General features: G+C 45.1%; 15 protein-coding genes. 5 read left to right on the top strand and 10 right to left on the bottom strand.

The window, feature by feature from the left end; genetic code table 11:
• The first annotated feature begins 27 nt into the window (after positions 1 to 27).
• Both K1X84_07195 and K1X84_07190 read left to right on the top strand, forming a co-directional pair.
• Positions 28 to 606, top strand: a complete 579-nt coding sequence (locus K1X84_07195) for a hypothetical protein (protein MBX7151408.1) — start codon at positions 28 to 30, stop codon at positions 604 to 606.
• A 146-nt stretch (positions 607 to 752) separates the two neighbouring features.
• Positions 753 to 3,443: a T9SS type A sorting domain-containing protein gene (locus K1X84_07190; GenBank protein MBX7151407.1), complete on the top strand. Its 2,691-nt coding sequence runs from the start codon at positions 753 to 755 to the stop codon at positions 3,441 to 3,443.
• Positions 3,444 to 3,484: 41 nt separating this feature from the next.
• Here the strand turns inward: K1X84_07190 and K1X84_07185 are convergent, their stop codons facing one another.
• Positions 3,485 to 3,874, bottom strand: coding sequence for a hypothetical protein (locus K1X84_07185; GenBank protein ID MBX7151406.1), 390 nt, complete (start codon positions 3,872 to 3,874; stop codon positions 3,485 to 3,487).
• Between the two features lie 171 nt (positions 3,875 to 4,045).
• On the opposite strand from K1X84_07185, the gene K1X84_07180 reads away from it, so the two are divergent.
• Complete coding sequence (locus K1X84_07180) at positions 4,046 to 4,795, top strand: protein phosphatase 2C domain-containing protein (protein MBX7151405.1); 750 nt, start codon at positions 4,046 to 4,048, stop codon at positions 4,793 to 4,795.
• 10 nt (positions 4,796 to 4,805) lie between these two features.
• On the opposite strand, the gene K1X84_07175 is transcribed toward K1X84_07180, so the two are convergent.
• The 9 genes from K1X84_07175 to K1X84_07135 form a co-directional block, all read right to left on the bottom strand.
• Positions 4,806 to 4,955, bottom strand: a complete 150-nt coding sequence (locus tag K1X84_07175; protein MBX7151404.1) for a CcmD family protein — start codon at positions 4,953 to 4,955, stop codon at positions 4,806 to 4,808.
• 43 nt (positions 4,956 to 4,998) lie between these two features.
• A complete protein-coding gene (locus K1X84_07170; protein ID MBX7151403.1) occupies positions 4,999 to 6,402 on the bottom strand; it encodes a hypothetical protein in 1,404 nt (467 codons plus the stop codon).
• The gene (locus K1X84_07165) at positions 6,399 to 7,073 is read right to left on the bottom strand and encodes a redox-sensing transcriptional repressor Rex (GenBank protein MBX7151402.1); all 675 of its coding nucleotides are present in this window, start codon (positions 7,071 to 7,073) and stop codon (positions 6,399 to 6,401) included. The genes K1X84_07170 and K1X84_07165 overlap by 4 nt, the downstream gene beginning before the upstream one ends.
• Positions 7,073 to 9,517, bottom strand: coding sequence for a DNA gyrase subunit A (gyrA, locus tag K1X84_07160; protein ID MBX7151401.1), 2,445 nt, complete (start codon positions 9,515 to 9,517; stop codon positions 7,073 to 7,075). Before gyrA ends, K1X84_07165 begins: the two co-directional genes overlap by 1 nt.
• 39 nt (positions 9,518 to 9,556) lie before the next feature.
• A complete protein-coding gene (gene gyrB / locus K1X84_07155) occupies positions 9,557 to 11,494 on the bottom strand; it encodes a DNA topoisomerase (ATP-hydrolyzing) subunit B (protein ID MBX7151400.1) in 1,938 nt (645 codons plus the stop codon).
• A 26-nt stretch (positions 11,495 to 11,520) separates the two neighbouring features.
• On the bottom strand, positions 11,521 to 11,811 hold the full coding sequence (locus tag K1X84_07150; GenBank protein ID MBX7151399.1) for a DUF721 domain-containing protein: 291 nt from the start codon (positions 11,809 to 11,811) through the stop codon (positions 11,521 to 11,523).
• A complete protein-coding gene (gene recF, locus K1X84_07145) occupies positions 11,804 to 12,910 on the bottom strand; it encodes a DNA replication/repair protein RecF (GenBank protein MBX7151398.1) in 1,107 nt (368 codons plus the stop codon). The genes K1X84_07150 and recF overlap by 8 nt, the downstream gene beginning before the upstream one ends.
• A 26-nt stretch (positions 12,911 to 12,936) precedes the next feature.
• A complete protein-coding gene (gene dnaN, locus K1X84_07140; protein ID MBX7151397.1) occupies positions 12,937 to 14,049 on the bottom strand; it encodes a DNA polymerase III subunit beta in 1,113 nt (370 codons plus the stop codon).
• A 250-nt stretch (positions 14,050 to 14,299) separates the two neighbouring features.
• Positions 14,300 to 15,046 carry a class I SAM-dependent methyltransferase gene (locus tag K1X84_07135; GenBank protein ID MBX7151396.1) on the bottom strand — a complete coding sequence of 249 codons (747 nt, stop codon included), beginning with the start codon at positions 15,044 to 15,046 and terminating at the stop codon, positions 14,300 to 14,302.
• A gap of 195 nt (positions 15,047 to 15,241) precedes the next feature.
• On the opposite strand from K1X84_07135, the gene K1X84_07130 reads away from it, so the two are divergent.
• Both K1X84_07130 and K1X84_07125 read left to right on the top strand, forming a co-directional pair.
• Positions 15,242 to 15,967 carry an alpha/beta hydrolase gene (locus tag K1X84_07130; GenBank protein MBX7151395.1) on the top strand — a complete coding sequence of 242 codons (726 nt, stop codon included), beginning with the start codon at positions 15,242 to 15,244 and terminating at the stop codon, positions 15,965 to 15,967.
• Position 15,968: 1 nt separating this feature from the next.
• The gene (locus K1X84_07125; GenBank protein ID MBX7151394.1) at positions 15,969 to 18,059 is read left to right on the top strand and encodes a hypothetical protein; all 2,091 of its coding nucleotides are present in this window, start codon (positions 15,969 to 15,971) and stop codon (positions 18,057 to 18,059) included.
• Positions 18,060 to 18,202: the final 143 nt, after the last annotated feature.

Below are 18,202 nucleotides of genomic sequence, written 5' to 3'. Positions count from 1 at the left end.
GCGTTAAAAAAAATATTGGAGACTATTATGAACAAAATCAAATATCTCAGCATGACCTTGATGGTTGTATGGAGCTTACTAAGTTGCGGTGGCGGCGGTGGTGGTTCGGATTCAACCCCCATCGATGACGCCAACAATCAATTCAATTCAGGCAATTATGCCATCGCCTTGCAAGCGTACGTTAATTTAATTGCTAGCGAAGGAAGCCCTGCAAGAGTGGGCGCTGGATGGTGTCAAATTCGGCTGAAAGATATTACTTCGGCAGCAACTTACTTCTCCGATGCAGCTGCCGATTCTTTGATAGACGGATATGCAGGATGGAGCTTTGTTTTATGGGCGCAAAACAATCCTCAGGAAGCCATTGACAAAGCCGATTTTGTTTTGACAAAATCTCCCAGTTATATCTTTAGCCTCGATACGGACATAACCGCCGACGAACTAATATGGATTCAGGCTGCCAGCTACCTTCAACTTGAAGATTATTCATCGTGCTATGATAAAATCAAAGCTCTCGATTCTTCGTACACTGTGAATTTGAGTGATCCTAACATCGAAGATTTACTACTTCAAAAATTGACGTCTCTAGGATCGGCATCTCAAATCTAATATCTTAGAAAATCATTCAAGTCAAAAGAGACTGTTTCTAAACAGAAACGGTCTCTTTTTATTTTTCCATTGATCGGCAAACACAGCCTGACTACTTTATTTTAATTCAAATTCCTGATTTCAAGCTCTTACATTGTGATAGTCTTATGAAATTTTTGTTCCTTCTGCTTCTGATGGGTTTTAATCTTCTCTTCGCGCAATTTCCATCTGTCAAACCTTCCCAAAAAACAGACCGTGCTCTGGACGCCATGAAAAACGAACCAAGCCGCTATCCGGTTTACGATAATACAGTCATGATCAGGCTTCGCCAGCAATGGTTTCTCGCACCACGAAGCATTCACGGTTTTTTCCCACAAATGCATTACATGAAAGTCAATCAATTCGTCGCTGAAAAGCAACGTTTGAATAAATCGACTCAATCCCAAACGTGGGTTCCGGTCGGTCCTGCCGCCATCGTCAATACGGGCGATCATAAATATTCCGGGCGCGTCATCGCCGTCAACGTCAGTCCGTTTGATACCAATATCGTCATCATCGGCGCGGCAAGCGGCGGGATCTGGAAGAGCACCGACGGCGGACATAACTGGTCGCCCAAATCCGATGAACTGGGATCGCTCGCCGTCAGTTGTTTTGCGCGTCATCCGTCTGATCCCGATATCATATATGCAGGTACTGGCGAACCGAGTTTCAACGCCGATGCGATCAGCGGCATCGGCATTTTAAAATCTACGGATGGCGGTGATAGCTGGTTTATTGCCGGGTCATTTTCGTTTTCCCTGACCCATATCGCCGGCATCAGCGTCAATAAAAATAATCCCAATGTTATCGTCGCGGCCAATTATTACAACGACAAAGATAACGAGGCCAACGGTATTTACCGATCGACTGACGGCGGCCTGTCATGGTTGCCTTCCAGTCTTCTTGGTACGCAATTTCGCCCGTGTTCTCTGGCCGAACATCCCGTCAATAATGACACGTTGTGGACGGTGCTCGGACGAACCGTCGCGCCCAATCAAAACGGAATTTGGAAATCGACCGACGCCGGCGCGACATGGTTTATGATCGCATCCGGATCGGCTCAAGGTTTACCCGATATGTCGCTGGCCGGTAAATCTTCTTTGTCGGTGTGCCAAAATTACCCGGGATATCTTTATGCCATTTTCAGCAAAGGCGATGACAGCCAATTACTCGGTTTATACAAAAGCCGCGATGGAGGAATTTCATGGAGTAAAACGAATTTGCCGGATTCTTCTTCAGCTTCCGTAGCCGGCGGGACAGGATTTTTTAACGGACAGGGATTTTATGATATCTATGTGGCGGCGCATCCCGGCGATTCGAACATCGTCTACACCGGCGGCATTGATGTTTTTCGTTCTCTTAACGGCGGCAATCAGTGGAAGAATATCAGTAACGGTTATACGATACGCAATTTTCATCCCGACCAGCAGGCCTTTGCATTTAATCCGCTCAATCCCAATACCATCTACCTGGCCGGAGACGGCGGCATAAAAAAATCGTATAATGGCGGTAACGATCTTTCGAATCATGCACTGACCGATTTGAATTCCAATCTTCAGATTACGCAACTCGTCGGTCTTGCCGTCGCGGCCGATGATACGAATATGATCCTCGGCGGATCGCAGGATAACGGAACAGAATTAAGAACGGAAAACTCCAATGATTGGTCGTATGTTGTCTCAGGCGATGGCGGTTTTTCCTTTATCGATCCGACCAATAATAATACCCAGTACGCCCAACGCAACCGGACTCAAGGGGATGCTTTTACACAAATTCGTACGCGTAACCGCTGGTCGTCTGTAATGTCCATCAATAGCGGCTTAAACACTGACGATAATTCGCAATTTTATGTTCCCTATACGTTGGATGAATCGCTCCCGGCACGGCTGTATCTCGGTACAACGAGAATTTATAAAACAACCAATGCCGGCGACAATTGGTTTCCCGTGAGTACCCAACTGACTTCCGGCGAGGGCCACACGATCAGTATACTCAAAGTATCGAGGACTCAGCCCAATTCCATTGCAGCCGGAACAACCGAAGGCCGGATATGGCTGTCCGTCGATGCCGGCACTCAATGGGCGATGATCTCCGTGTCCGCTCTGCCGCAACGGCCGGTGGGTGACATTGCATTCAGATTATTTAATGACGAAACGATGTACATTGCATTTCAGGGATTTTCGGATGAAGTGTTGCAGGGAACGCCCGGCGATAACAAAGGCCATATCTGGAAGACCAATAACCGCGGCCACACATGGGCCAATATCACCGGCAATTTGCCCGATATCCCCGTCAATGCGATCATCGCCGATCCGAACGATACGCTTCATTTGATTATCGGTACGGATGTAGGAGTCTTCCGTACGACGGACGGCGGGACTTCATGGGCTCCGTTCAATAACGGATTCCCATCGGGCGCTTTTGTTTTACGGCTCGTTCCACACTACGCCAGCGGTAATCTGTACGCCGCAACGTATGGACGCGGCGCTTACAAAATTTCGATCTTCAATGCTATTGAATTGCCGCCGCCCGGCATCATCCCGACTTTTTCACTTGAACAGAATTTTCCCAATCCGTTCAACGGTTCCACGACCATTGAGTTTTATCTTCCTGAACAGGAATCCGTACGGATTGTAATTTACAATGTATTGGGCCAAAAAATCAGAACGCTTAAACCGGCCGGTTCCGAGACAGGTTATTCCTTCGTAACGTGGGATGGCAAAGACGAATCAGGGAAAGAAGTTGCGAGCGGTCTATACATTTATCGCATGATAACAAAAAATTTTACAAAAACCAGAAAAATGCTTTTCATAAAATAGATGCGCGTAAGCGAGTAATTGCTTTTTTAAATTTCTGCTTTTTATTGAACGCGTTTGACGACCCCATCTTTGATTTCAAATTTTCCGGGACCTATTTTAAACGCATAACGTTTGCGATCAGCTTTTGCACCATCGGTTTTCTGACCGGCCGAGGCCATGCTTTCAAATACGGCATTCACTTCACTTTTCAAATCGAGCGATTGATTGATTTTCAAAACCGTATAACCCTGCTGTCCCCATACAGACGCATCGCCGCTATTCGTTGAAACAAACTGCTGGCTCCGGTTTTGTGTACGTTCTTGCATGGTATTCCATTCGCTTTCCGAAATTTTTTTCCGTTTCTTCAAATCATCGGAACTGTATTGAGAATCCTGTGCAAAAGCCGATACGGCGCTTAAAAGTAATAAAGCAGTTACAATCACGCGTGTCATGAAAAGCCTCCCTGGTAAATTTTGGAATTATATAAATGTAAATCGCCCGGCATTGAAAGTCAAATTTTAAAAACGATTATAGCATTTTTTGCCGCTTGATTTATCCGAATAATTTTTATAACATAGCTCTACGAACCTCTATTGACATTTCATTTTCGGAGAATTCACTGAATGATTTTACGTTTCGCGAGTATTACGGATCGCGGACTCAACCCCAATCGCCATCATAATGAAGATTCATTTCTGGTGGCTGAACCCCTCTTTATTGTTGCGGACGGGTTGGGCGGCGAACTTGCCGGCGAAGTAGCCAGTCACATGACCGTTGAAAAATTCAATGACTTCTTTAGAGATGCTACCCGTGAAAACGGTTTGTCTTCACGGAGCGAATTATCGGTCATCGAGCGGGTCATCAAAAAAGTCAATTACCTTGTTTATCAGGAAGCGCAAAAACCTGAATATAAAAACATGGGATCGACATTATCGGTTTTGTATTTTTACATGAACCGTGCGCTGGTGGGTCACGTGGGCGACAGTAAAATTTACCGTTCGCGAAATGGTAAAGTGGATCAGTTAAGCAAGGACCAGAGCATCGTCCAGCAGATGATCGACAAAGGCGTTATCACGCCGGAACAGGCTCGCCGGCACCCTATGCGTAATGTTCTGATTAGTTGTATCGCGCACAAACCGGATATCGATGTTTACACCAAAGAAATCGAAATGCAAGAAGGCGATTTTTATTTATTGTGTTCGGATGGCGTTTCTGAATATGTAACGATGGATATGATTGCCGAGTTGAGTAAAAGCGGGAAAAATCCTGAAGAAATTTGCCAAACGATTAAAGAAATTGCATATACCGGCGGCGCCATGGATAATCTTACAGCCATCTGTATTTTTGTCGACGGCCTCACGGAGTCGGATTAACTCTCTATCCTTATTTTTTTCCTTTTTCATCCAGCATACGTTTGACCTGCTGTATTTCCTGCAACAGTTCTTTTTGTCTTTTGGACATACGATAGATAAGAAAGTAAATGATCAGCCATACGAATGTAAAAGCGGCAAAAAGATAAGACAAATTTTCCATATCACTCTCCGATTAATTCCAGTAACATTCCGATCTCATCTGATCAATTATTTTGTTCGGGTGGATAATAACGCGTATAAACAATATCGCTGAGGCGAATCGCTTCTTTGCTGTAAGGATCGACTTTATTGGCGACGAGTTTATCGTCCAGAACGCCGATCGCTTCTTTCCACGTTTTGGAGCGATTCACTCCGTGCATAAATTCACGGTAATCTTCACGGTCGTCGTTAAAAATACTTTTCAAAATTATTTTTTCATCTTTTTCATTGATCAACGATTCCATTAAAACCAATCGATCGGATTCTTTCAAAGCCGATAATTTGATCGCGCTGGTATCATCCGAAAAACTTTCAACCAATTCCTCTTTAATAAATTCACCGGTGACATCGGCCGGCTCAATCGTTAAAGGAGCGCCCGTGGATCGTACGGCAGTTTCTCCGGATTGATCGCTTGCCCCGGTTTGCAAAATCTGTTTTTTGTGGCTGTCGGTAGATTCTTTCGGCTGATTCTTTTTTTCTAAAATTTCTTTAATGTCAATCAGCTCGCCGCTTTCGTCTTTTTTCAATGTTTCATTGATGATGACGCCCGTCGTATCTTTCGGTTTTGTTTCAACGGTTTTAACGGAAGCATCGTACGGCTTTGGAAGTTCGGGTACAGCTTTATTGGCTTTGAGAATCGTAAAACGATTTAGTACCTGACGCAAGCCGTAAAGATTGATCTGATCGCTGCCCAATTCTTTCTCAATATTCAACGCCACTTCAAAATCCCTCAGCGATCGGTCTTCAAACGCTTTCATCAAAATATCGATTTCAATACTATTGGACGTACGGGCTTGAAGGTCGTTGAGTTCCTTCATGATGAGCCCGCTCACCTTCAATACGTTTTCCAACCCGTCCCGGCTGAACAAACTCTGATTGATTTCAGTCAGGAGCAAGCGGAACTGCCCTTTGGTGAGATAGGCAATGCTTTTGGCTTGGGCATATTTTTCGAGTGCGTCGGTATAATAGCGGTATTTTTCAAATTCGCGCATCTTGACGATGATTTCGTTAACCGGGCGCGTGGCCGACGTCGAAAACAACACGTCTTCTAGAGTTGCAAGCGGCATGACAATGTACCGGATGCGCAAAAAAAGCGTTTCCTTGACCGCTTTCTCGACTTCATCTTTTGAAATCAGGAAGTTTTTTTTGTGGTCATCAATGAGCGACGTAAGACTTTTGGATAACGGTTCTGAAGCGTAATTTAAGGATGCGTGAACAGGAGCCGAACCGATGCGCTGTTTCTCCTGCAAAAAAATATCTTCATACCGCATTTGAAAGATTTTACGTATGACTTCATCCGTATCTTTCGTCAATTCGTAATACGAACGATGCGTTTTTGACGAGCTCAATTTCATTTCGAGCTGTGCGTACACGGTTTCAACAATTTTGTCAAAAAGCGCTAAGCTCATGAAGCCTCTTTCTTCTGTTTACTCGTAATAAAATAGGAAAGTGCTTCCAACTCCATCGCGGTATTTTCCTGCCGTACGGCCGTTCCTTCAGGAACATTCAGACTTCGCGGAGCAAAATTCAGAATGGCTTTGACTCCGGTTTTTACGATACGATCGGCAGCCTGTTGAGCCGCTTCAGCAGGCACAGCAAGAATTGCAATGTCGATTTTTTCTTTTTCAAATTCATCGCTCATTGTTTCCATATTTTTCACGAACAGTGACTTGATTTTTTTACCGATCTTGGACGGATCATTGTCAAAAATCAATTTTAGATGAAATCCGTGAGCGGCAAATTCTTTATAATCGATGAGCGCCGTTCCAATATTACCCGCACCGATAATCGCTACGTTCCACTGACGATCTAATCCGAGAATTTCGGCAATGTTTTGTTTCAGATCGAGCGTCGTGTATCCCAATCCTCGTTTGCCAAAATTACCAAAGAATGAAAAGTCTTTTCGCACCTGCGCCGACGTCAGTCCCTCGATACGTGCGAGTTCATCCGAAGACACATACTCCACACCGTCTTTGATCAATTCCGTTAGCGTGCGGTAATATTTGGAAAGCCGCCGTACCGTGGAAAGCGATACCTTCCCGGGGCTTTGTTTGGACTTATCAGATCGATTATTGTTCATTATTCTTCTGCGCCTTCTTCGTCTTCCTGAATACTGGTAATATCAGAAATGGTATCATCCTCTTTCAGTTTGACTAACCGTACGCCTTGCGTATTACGACCCATCGTACGAATATCAGCCATCTTCAGACGAATGACCATTCCGTTTTGAGTAATGATCATGAGATCTTCATTATCAACCACTTCCCTGATTGCAATCATATTGCCGGTTTTGTCGGTGGACTTCATGGTGATAATGCCTTTACCGCCGCGGCGTGTGATCCGGTAATCGCCGACATCGCTGCGTTTGCCGTAACCGAGATCAGAAACGACCAGAATGGTTCCGTTTTCACGTTTGAGCGTCACCATGCCGACGACGAAATCTTTTTTCTCCAACGTGATGCCGGTTACGCCGCGAGCCGAACGGCCCATCTCCCGCACGTCATCGTTTTTAAACCGGATCGCAATCCCATCTTTCGTTCCGAGGATAATGTCTTGCTTTCCGTCAGTAAGTTTGACGTCGACCAAATCGTCTTTATCTTCGATAGTAATCGCTATAATTCCGCCTTTGCGCGGATTACTGAATTCCGACAAATTCGTCTTCTTGATCACACCGAACTTGGTTACCATGACCGCAGAGTATTTCTCATCAAATTCTTTGACATTGATGAAGGCACGGATTTGTTCGTCGCTTTGTTGCTCGATCACATTGGTGATGTGTTTGCCGCGAGCCGTTTTGCCTACTTGTGGAACTTCATATACCTTGAGCCAGTAACAACGTCCTTTGTTGGTAAAGAATAAAATATAATCGTGCGTCGACGCGACAAACAGATGTTCGATGTAATCGTCGTCTTTCGTCGTACCGCCGGAAACGCCCGTTCCTCCGCGTCCTTGACGTCGATAACCGCTGACCGGGAAACGTTTGATATAACCTTGGTGGGAAATCGTCACGACCATTTCTTCTTCGGCAATGGTGTCTTCGAAGTCGATCTCCTCCACTTCTTTCTTCAGAATTTCCGTACGGCGATCGTCACCGAATGTTTTTTTGATTTCCGCAAGCTCCTCCTTGATGATATTCATCCGCTTGGCTTTGCTGGCCAAAATGCCTCTGAGCTTCTCAATGAGTTTGATAATTTCTTTGTACTCGTTTTCGATTTTCTCCACTTCAAGATTGGTCAACCGTTGGAGTTGCATTTTGAGAATTTCGAGTGCCTGTATCTCGGACAGCTTGAATTTTTTCATCAAACCGTCTTTCGCGGTCTGAGGGTCTTTTGCTTTTTTGATCAGTGCGATGACGGCGTCGATATTTTCCAAGGCAATCTTTAAGCCTTCGAGGATGTGGGCGCGTTTTTCGGCGGCATCGAGTTCGAATTTTGTACGACGATTGACCACTTCATGCCGGTGATCAACAAAATGCTGCAATGCCTGGCGGAGATTGAGCACCATCGGACGGCCGTCGACCAAAGCCAGCATAATAATGCCGAACGTCGTCTGCATCTGAGTATGTTTGAACAGGTTGTTCATCACAACCTGAGCATTGGCGTCACGTTTCAGTTCGATCACCACACGGATACCGTCACGGTCGGACTCGTCGCGAAGCGCGCTGATGTCTTCAACCTTTTTGTCGCGGTTCAATTCCGAAATTTTTTCAACAAGATTGGCCTTGTTAACCATATAGGGCAGCTCGGTAACGATGATACTCTGCCGGCCATTTTTAGCCGTTTCAATGCTGGCACGCGCACGAATGGTCAGTTTACCGCGACCGGTTTCGTAAGCCTCCTTGATGCCGTTGGTGCCGTTGATGATACCGCCGGTAGGAAAGTCCGGACCTTTGACGTGCTTCATCAAATCTTTGACCGAAATGTTTTCGTCGTCGATTACAGCCGAAACGGCGTCGATGACTTCCGAGAGATTGTGCGGTGGAATATTGGTAGCCATACCTACGGCGATACCCGTCGAACCATTGATCAAAAGATTGGGGATAACCGCCGGCAAAACTTCTGGCATTTGGAGAGTATCGTCGAAATTGGGAACAAAGTTGACCGTGTTTTTTTCCAGGTCGCGTAACATTTCTTCGGCAATGCGCGAAAGCCGACACTCGGTATAACGCATGGCCGCCGGCGAATCGCCGTCGATGGAACCGAAATTACCCTGACCGTCAACGAGCATATAGCGCAACGAGAAGGGTTGGGCCATACGCACGATCGTGTCATACACGGCTGTATCGCCGTGCGGATGGTACTTGCCGAGCACTTCACCGACGATACGCGCGGATTTTTTGTACGGTTTGTTGTAAGACATGCTAAGTTCATTCATGCCGAAAAGCACACGACGATGAACTGGCTTCAATCCGTCACGGACGTCAGGAATGGCACGGGAGACGATAACCGACATGGAATAGTCGATGTAACACTCACGCATTTCGTCTTCAATATTCTTCGGAACGATTTTTTCTATAGTTGACATTCAGTTGCTAACTCCTAAATGATTCTGATGATTAAATTTTTAAATATCCAGGTTACGAACGTATTTTGCATTGTCCTCGATGAACTTCCGACGCGGTTCCACCGCATCGCCCATGAGGGTTGAAAATACGTGATCGGCTGTGGCCGCATCTTCGATTGAAACCTGCAACATGACACGTTTATCCGGATCCATCGTCGTATTCCACAACTGTTCCGGGTTCATTTCTCCCAAACCTTTGTAACGCTGAATATTGACATCGTCTTCTTTGGCGCCCCATTGTTTGAGGTAGGTAGCCTTTTCCTCATCGTCAAAAGCGTATTTCTCTTCTTTGCCTTTTTTGAGTTTATAAAGCGGCGGCTGAGCGATATAAAGATTGCCGTTTTCCACCAAAGGCCTCATGTGACGAAAGAAAAACGTCAGAAGCAGTGTACGAATATGTGCGCCGTCGACGTCGGCATCGGTCATGATAATGACTTTGCCATAACGGAGATTCCCAATATTGAAATCATCCGTACCAATGCCCGTTCCGATCGCGCTGACGATGGTCAGAATTTCCTCGTTGGATAACATCTTATCCAGGCGCGCTTTTTCGACATTGAGGATTTTACCTTTCAAAGGAAGGATCGCTTGAAATTTACGATCACGCCCTTGTTTGGCCGAACCGCCTGCCGAATCACCCTCGACCAGATAAATTTCACAATATTGCGGATCATTGATCGAACAGTCGGCCAGTTTGCCGGGCAAGCCGGAACTTTCCAGCATGTTTTTCTTACGCGTCAGGTCGCGGGCTTTGCGCGCCGCTTCACGAGCCCGTGCCGCCTGAACACATTTATCGATAATCTGTTTGGCAATGCCGGGACTTTTTTCGAGAAATTCGCCCAAGCCGTCACCAACCGCCGATTCGACAATGCCTTTGACTTCGCTATTACCCAGCTTCGTTTTTGTCTGACCTTCGAATTGCGGCTCGGCTACTTTTACGCTGATGATCGCTGTAAGTCCTTCGCGCGTATCGTCGCCGGTGATCGTTATACCTTCTTTTTCTTTGATCAGATTGTTTTTAGTGGCGTAGTTATTCAGCGTACGAGTCAATGCCGTACGAAAACCTGAAAGGTGCGTACCGCCTTCGATCGTATTGATGTTATTGACGTAGCTGAATACGTTCTCTGTATAAGAGTCGTTGTACTGAAACGCAATTTCGACCGGGGTATTTTCTTTTTCAACTTCGATATAAACCGGTTTCTTCATGATGGCCTGACGCGATTCATCGAGGTATTTGACGAACTCCGTAATACCGCCTTCGTAATGGTATTCTTCTTTTTTATTCTTTTCGCGCTTGTCTTCGAGAGAAATTTTGAGATTGCGATTCAGAAATGCCAGTTCACGCAAGCGTGAAGCAAGCGTTTCAAAAGTATAACTCGTCTTTTTGAAAATAGAGCTGTCGGCCATGAACGTCGTCGTGGTACCCGTTTCCTTGGATTTACCAACCTCTTCAACCTTGGTTGTAGCCTTACCGGCCTTATATTTCTGACGGTAAAGTTTGCCATTGCGGCGAACTTCCACTTCGCACCACTCGGAAAGAGCATTGACGACAGAAGCACCGACGCCGTGGAGACCACCCGAAACCTTGTATGTATTTTTATCGAATTTACCGCCGGCGCCGAGCACGGTCATGACGACTTCAACGGCCGGCTTTTTCTCGGTTTTATGCATATCTACGGGAATACCGCGGCCATTATCAACGACCGTTACACTATTGTCTGAATTGATAAATACATTGATCTCCGAACAATAACCCGCCATCGCTTCGTCGATCGAATTGTCAACGATTTCATAAACAAGATGGTGCAATCCGCGAGCACCGACATCGCCAATATACATCGCCGGACGGCGCCTTACGTGCTCCAGGCCCTCGAGTACCTGTATATTCTCGGCATCATATTTCGAGCCGACTTTTTTCTCTTTTTCAGCTACTGCCATGTATGTTTTTTTCCTTTAGTTGGTTTTTATCTGAAAATAATCTCTTTGATCGTATAATCGCCAAAATATGCATTCAAGCGTTGGCGAATGGAATCTTTCTGATAAAATAATTCCTGCCGCCATACGCTGTTAATGACTTCGAGAAATAAAACTCCATTTTCAATTTTCACCGCACGTGCGCGTTTACAGAACTCAGAGCCCATGGCTTTTTCAAACTCGAGAACAACTTTTTGTTCATGAACGCGCCGGTCGATGCCAAGATTTTTTAACAATTGATCGAGCGCCGTGCCGACGGTTTGAGCGTTTTTTTTATTCAATGCTTACTACGCCCTTTTCTACCGTATAAAACTTCAATGGTTTTTCAACCGAATAATCAAACGTCCGTTCGGCCGTCGTCAAAAAAACCTGGCCGGCATTTTCTAAATACCGCAAAAGCTGCTCGCGGCGTGCCCGGTCGAGTTCTGAAAAGACATCATCCAAAAGTAATATCGGCGTCTGTTCGAGCCGTTCTTTGAGAAATAGAAACTCAGCAAATTTTAAAGCCAAAGCGAATGTTTTAAATTGACCTTGGGAACCGTAATCCCGGATATTGACACCGTTGATCGAAAACCGTATTTCATCTTTATGCGGACCGAAAAGCGACGTTCGGCGCTGGCATTCCTTCATTCGGCCGTCACGCAAAGTTTTTATGAATTGATCGCGAATGAATGTTTCATCGGCTTCCGCGATATCGGCTATCGTGCTTTTGTATTCCAAGTCAACGGATTCGGCCTGCGACGCAATCGCCGCATATACCTTACAAACGAGCGGCCTGAATTCCTGAACAAATTCGAATCGCCGTTTGAGAATCCGCGCACCGTTGGCTGCCAGCGCTCCATCCCATGAATCCAGACTCTCTAATCGCTGGGGTTCGGCATTCAAAAGTGCATTACGTTGGCGTAACGCCTGCCGGTAATCCTGCAGATCTTTGAGATACAAAACCTGCATTTGCGAGAGCGCAATGTCCATCCATCGGCGGCGTTCGCCGGGCGAACCGGATACGATGGCAACATCTTCGGGCGCCGAAATCGCAACCGGAAATTTCCCGATCAGCTCGGAAAACTTATCCAATCGTTTTTTATCAATTAAAACGGATTTGCCTTCACCGCGCTGAAAAACCACGCGCACGTTTTGCGCACCATTTGCCAAAGAACAGAATCGTCCCTCCGCTTCAAAAAACGGCTGTTCAAATCGCAATGCCGCTGCATCATCGGGAGTTTTAAAACTTTTGGAAAGACACAAAAAATAAATCGCTTCAAGAATCGATGTTTTTCCCTGCCCGTTATTGCCAAGAATGATATTCAAACCGTCAGAAAAATCGATCCCAACCGATTCGTAATTTCTAAAATCTTTAAGTCGTAAATGAGCAATGACCATGTAAAGGTATTTCGTTCATGCAGCCATCAGTCATTCAACCGCACCGGCATCACCAACATCATTTGGTGTTCATTTTCCACCTGGTGCGACGGCGTGATGATACCTGCGCTCGTAGGGCCTTTGAAATGCATATGCACTTCGCTTGTGTCGATATTGTTTAGTGCTGACATCAGCAGGTGCGCATTGTAGCCGATCTGGATATCGTCGCCTTCGAACTGAACTTTCAATTTTTCAGTGCCTTTGTTGCCTCCGTCCATATCCTCCGCTGTGATCGTAAGATCTTTTTTACTCATCCCCATTCGCACCTGATGCGTGATCGGGTTGGCAAAAATCGACACGCGTTTGAATGCATCCGCCAGCATATGGGTTTCAGCCGTCATTTGTTTATCGTTATTGGATGGAATGACGCGTTCGTAATCAGGATATGTTTCTTCCAATATCCGGCTGTACACCTGCGTGTCGCCCATGTCGAACCGAATGTGGTTTTGGCCGAAATTGATCGACGTCACATCTTTGTTTTCCTTGGCCACTTCGCTGAGCGCTTTGGTCGGAACGATCACATTCAGCGCGTCTTTGATGTTCGACTCGAATTTCGTGTACGTCATTTTGGCGAGGCGATGGCCGTCGGTCGCAACCAACCGCAATTCGCTGCCCATCACCTGGAAGAGCACGCCCGTGAGCGCCGGACGCAAAGGATCGCTCGAAACCGAGAACGACGTTTTGCCGATCATGCGGGACAATACTTTTGCATCGATTTTCAATTTTCCTTTTTCATCGACGACCGGTAACGCCGGATAATCGTCATCCGTTTCACCGGACAACCGGTAATCGCCTTTATCGCATTTCACTAAAAGCTTAAATTGCGCATCGGAAGAAATTTCCAGGGGAATATTCGGTAAATTTTTGATCAATTCATTGAATTGTTTCGACGGCACGGTAATGCCGCCCGGTTCTTTGACGTCGACGGATATTTTTGTGGTAATGGAAACGTCGAGATCGGTAGCCGTTAAATTCAAAAAACCTTCTTTCGCCGTAATGAGAATATTTCCGAGCACCGGTAATGTTGTTTTGGCGGGAACAACACTTATGACTTTGACGAGCGCTTTGCTCAAATCAGCCTGAGTGACGATGAATTTCATAATGAAAGGCTCCTATAATTGCTCTTTGCGGATATTTTTATCTAAAAAATTTTTACAATGACTACTGATCGCCGCACGTAGAATGCGCCTTGATTTTGTAAGTTAAACTCATGTTTTATATTAATCGGAAACAATGAAATTCTCAATCGGAAATGCCTATCAGAGGGCAAAAGAATAGACAATATTTGTATGAAATTCAAGTGAAAATTAGGTACATGGCGTGCGCAAGAAGGGCATAAACACGCCGTCACTAACGGTTACACACGATTACAAAATCAACCGATTGATCCGTTAGATCCCCTTCGTTAAAATTTCCATATATAGCCGATAACCTCAAATCCGATAACGAGATCAAATGCTCCAATTCATACCTAAAAAAATACCGCATCGGAAATGTCCATGTTTTATCCATCGTTATTCCGTTTTCTTCCCAGATGTGACGCATGGTAACATGATTGGTTTGATGTATTCGATCCGGAATGACGGATGTAATGCGTTTCAACGAATGACCGGACGACCATTCACCCTCAAAATCAACCGTCGGCGGCATCCCTTCCGAACACAAAACCGGGTTGGGAACAAACAGATCGAAAATAAATTTACCGTCTGGCGTCAGGTGATCCGCAATCGTATTTAACGCATTTAGTTGCTCTTCAATAGTCGTCAAATGCGAAAATACACGAAATGGCGCAACAATCAGCTTGAATTTTTTTTCCAGTTTGAATTGCCGAACATCGCCGACTTGCACGCGAGAGCAGTTTTCAGGGCTTAATTTTGATTGCAAAGTGCGGATCATTTCCGGACTCAGATCAACACCATACACGTCTGCGCCTTTTTCCAAAGCTTCCGTAAAAAGTCTTCCGGTTCCGACGCCAACTTCCAACACCGGTCCGTTCGTTTCCAATGTTTTTTTGAGATAATAATCGTGGTCAACGCTCGTTCGGATTTTAGCATAAATCACGTCATAAAATCGCGCGACAAAATCAGGATATTCCATCTTTTCACACCGGAGTTTTGCGGAGAACTCAGAGTTATTTAACTTATTGTAATATTGACTGCAATAATATATTGCCATAAATTGACTGGCGCAAGATTAGTTCTTTGTCTTTTTCCTATTACTAATGTGAAAAAAATTTCAACGATCATTATTATTTACGGTTTCATAGTTCTCGGGCTGCAGGGATTTGAGAGGATGAATTTGTACCATCCGCGAAGTGAGTGGATTTCTCTCGGTATTCGGTTCGAAGACGCGATGATTCATACTCAAGACGGCGAATCCATTAATGTCTGGTTGATGCCTAACGATACGGCGCGTTTTGTTTTCCTGCTGTGCCATGGCAATGCGGGCAATAATTCATATAGACAGTTTCAAATGAAATCGTTGCACGAATTGGGTTTTGCGGTAGCGATCTTCGATTATCGCGGGTATGGCAAAAGTACCGGCCGGCCAACGGAAGACGGATTGTATAACGATGCTGAAACGGTTTACCGCTGGCTGACGGAGGAGAAAAAATATACTCCCGATCAGATTATTCTGATTGGAACATCCCTTGGCGGTTCGGTGGCGGTCGACTTGGCCATGCGTCAGCCTGTACGCGCGTTAGTCGTCGAAAGTTCATTCACATCGAAATTTGGCATGGCCAAAGTCGTGTTTCCTTTTATCCCGATAGCCTGGTTGAGTTATGAACAATTTAATTCTCTTGAAAAAATTGGATCATTAAAGTGTCCTGTGCTGATAGCCCACGGTGATCGCGACCGGATTATTCCCTATGGGCAAGGCCGGTTATTGTTCGAATCGGCACGCGAACCTAAATTTTTTTATACGATTACCGGCGCCGATCACAATGATTATTTACAAATCGGCGGTAAACCTTATTTAGATACGATTCGAAGATTTGCAACTAACCTTACATTATAGCATGATCAAATTATCCGTTCTCGCAATGTGTTTGTTGAGCGTTTCTGTCGTACGTGCAGACGATTTAACCGTCGAAACCATCATGCAACGCGCCAAAGAAGCTCGTGAAGCCAATCGTAAAGCGCTGAAAAGCTATAAACTCAAACTCTATTCCAAAGCTTTTTTCGAAGCGTACAACCGTAAAACAAAAGAATTGGAGCCTTACGCGCTGACGCAGGTTCACTCCGAGGTTTACTGGAAAGCGCCGGACCAATTGAAAGAAATCGAAACGGCTCGTCGTCACCTTGATGCTTTTCCGTCATGGGCTAAAGTAGAGATCTACGGATTCGGCCTCATCGACGATTTTGGCCGGGAGGACATCCCCGTTGGCAATGTTTCGGTGATCGGACCGCTTTCAAAAAATTCTGAGACTTATTATGATTACACGCTGGAGGGATCCGTTACTTTCAATCAAATCGAAGTATATCAAATTCGTGTCAAACCTAAAACGAAACATGAGCCTTTAGTCGACGGATTGATTTTTATTGCCAACGATTCTTACCAGTTGGTTGGCGTTGAACTTACATTTAACGAAGCTGTAAAGTTTCTACCGAAACCAGAAGAGATCCGTCTGAAACAGAAGTTTGCACTCTATGACGGGCAATTTTGGCTGCCAGATGAATTGGAATGGATGCTGCGAATTGAGACCAATTTTCTCGGACGTAAAGGCAAAGCCAATTGGCATGCTGTTTCACAGGTATACGACAGCGAAGTTAATCCTGACATCCAAGACAAAATTTTTGACGGGAAGTCATGGGAAAGAAAACCCGAAGCGGCCTTTAAAGATTCCATATTTTGGAAAAACAACGGCATTATTCCGCTTTCAGACAAAGAGGAGATCGGGTTTCATAAGCTCGCCGCACTTCCCAAAAACAAAAAAATCATCGCTCCGGATATTGAAAAATTTGAGAAAGAACAACGTCAGGAAAATATCCATCTTGGATTCAAGCCGCTTCCGGACGGGCGGTATAACCGCGTCGAAGGGCTTTTTCTCGGCGGTCAGGTCGAATTCAAAGACATGGCTTTTAAAAAAGCCATTCGGGACGTCACGCTTAAAACTAAGTACGGTTATGGCTTCTCGGATGATCAGCACAAATATTCCGTGGAATTGAGTAAAAGTTTTTCTGAAAAACGCTACACGTTCGGAGCTCGGTATTATGACGATCTCGATCATCGTGAATTGCCGATTGCCGGTAACTTGTGGATGAACTCGTTGACAGCTTTGACTTACCGTTACGACAAATTCAATTTCTTTTATGTCAAAGGTTACGATGCGTTTGCCATCTGGCAGCCGAAATTTAATTTAAAATTTGACGCCAAATATACCGACCGCGACGACCGTAGTGCTGAAAAAAATACAGATTACGCCATTATAAAAAGCTACTACAAATTCGATCCCGTTATTCCAATCAATGAAGGACATCTTCGGCGCCTTTCGCTCGGAATGAATCTTCAATTTGGCGAAGGCGAAGGTATTGCACCGCGCAATCCTTATTGGAATCTTGAGTCCACTGTTGAATATTCAAACGACGACTGGTTGAAAAGCGATTACAACTTTGTTAAATATTATTTCACGAGCCGGTTTCATATCCCTACAACACGGCGCGGTTCTTTTGACGGAAAAGCCTATTTTGGTTTTGGCAAACATTCGCTGCCCCAGCAATATCTGTTCGATCTATACGGCGGCACTACGCCTTACGTTTTGAAAACCATTGGCATCGGTGAATTCCAGGGCAACTACATGGCGGCGATGACGATTGAACACAATTTTGGCGGCGAATGGCTCGAGCGTACCGGTTTGCCTCTCCTCAGAAACGGTTACATCGACTTGATCCCGAGTTTCAGCGTCGGATATATTGATATGTCAAAGAAGGAAGAATTGAATCTTGTGTATCCGGTTCAAAGCCTGACCAAGCCGATTTATGAAATCGGTTTCGGTATCGGCGATATTTTTCGTTTGGCACGCATCGATTTCGTATGGCGTCTTAATCAGCGAAAAATTGGAAAACAAAACTTTTCCATGACGTTGATTACTTTTCTTTCCAAATATTAATTCCATACCGGAACGCATCGAATTCGCTGTGCATATTTTTCTGCTTTATTTCTGCAAATTATTTTCAGGATTATTAAAATTTTACCGCAAGATCTTGATGTAGAACGAATCCTTCTTGTCTTTCTTGCGCAAAATTTTTAAAC

The organism is bacterium (assembly GCA_019695335.1).
Lineage (GTDB): Bacteria > CLD3 > CLD3 > SB21 > SB21 > JABWBZ01.
The sequence above is the reverse complement of the archived record's forward strand: the minus strand, read 5'-3'. Positions and strand labels throughout refer to the sequence as shown.

What these genes read in the sequence shown, in the direction of transcription:
- K1X84_07195 (MBX7151408.1), top strand. Translation starts at nt 28, where the DNA reads ATGAACAAAATCAAATATCTCAGCATGACCTTGATGGTTGTATGGAGC.
- K1X84_07190 (MBX7151407.1), top strand. Translation starts at nt 753, where the DNA reads ATGAAATTTTTGTTCCTTCTGCTTCTGATGGGTTTTAATCTTCTCTTC.
- K1X84_07185 (MBX7151406.1), bottom strand. Translation starts at nt 3,874, where the DNA reads ATGACACGCGTGATTGTAACTGCTTTATTACTTTTAAGCGCCGTATCG.
- K1X84_07180 (MBX7151405.1), top strand. Translation starts at nt 4,046, where the DNA reads ATGATTTTACGTTTCGCGAGTATTACGGATCGCGGACTCAACCCCAAT.
- K1X84_07175 (MBX7151404.1), bottom strand. Translation starts at nt 4,955, where the DNA reads ATGGAAAATTTGTCTTATCTTTTTGCCGCTTTTACATTCGTATGGCTG.
- K1X84_07170 (MBX7151403.1), bottom strand. Translation starts at nt 6,402, where the DNA reads ATGAGCTTAGCGCTTTTTGACAAAATTGTTGAAACCGTGTACGCACAG.
- K1X84_07165 (MBX7151402.1), bottom strand. Translation starts at nt 7,073, where the DNA reads ATGAACAATAATCGATCTGATAAGTCCAAACAAAGCCCCGGGAAGGTA.
- gyrA (MBX7151401.1), bottom strand. Translation starts at nt 9,517, where the DNA reads ATGTCAACTATAGAAAAAATCGTTCCGAAGAATATTGAAGACGAAATG.
- gyrB (MBX7151400.1), bottom strand. Translation starts at nt 11,494, where the DNA reads ATGGCAGTAGCTGAAAAAGAGAAAAAAGTCGGCTCGAAATATGATGCC.
- recF (MBX7151398.1), bottom strand. Translation starts at nt 12,910, where the DNA reads ATGGTCATTGCTCATTTACGACTTAAAGATTTTAGAAATTACGAATCG.
- dnaN (MBX7151397.1), bottom strand. Translation starts at nt 14,049, where the DNA reads ATGAAATTCATCGTCACTCAGGCTGATTTGAGCAAAGCGCTCGTCAAA.
- K1X84_07135 (MBX7151396.1), bottom strand. Translation starts at nt 15,046, where the DNA reads ATGGAATATCCTGATTTTGTCGCGCGATTTTATGACGTGATTTATGCT.
- K1X84_07130 (MBX7151395.1), top strand. Translation starts at nt 15,242, where the DNA reads ATGAATTTGTACCATCCGCGAAGTGAGTGGATTTCTCTCGGTATTCGG.
- K1X84_07125 (MBX7151394.1), top strand. Translation starts at nt 15,969, where the DNA reads ATGATCAAATTATCCGTTCTCGCAATGTGTTTGTTGAGCGTTTCTGTC.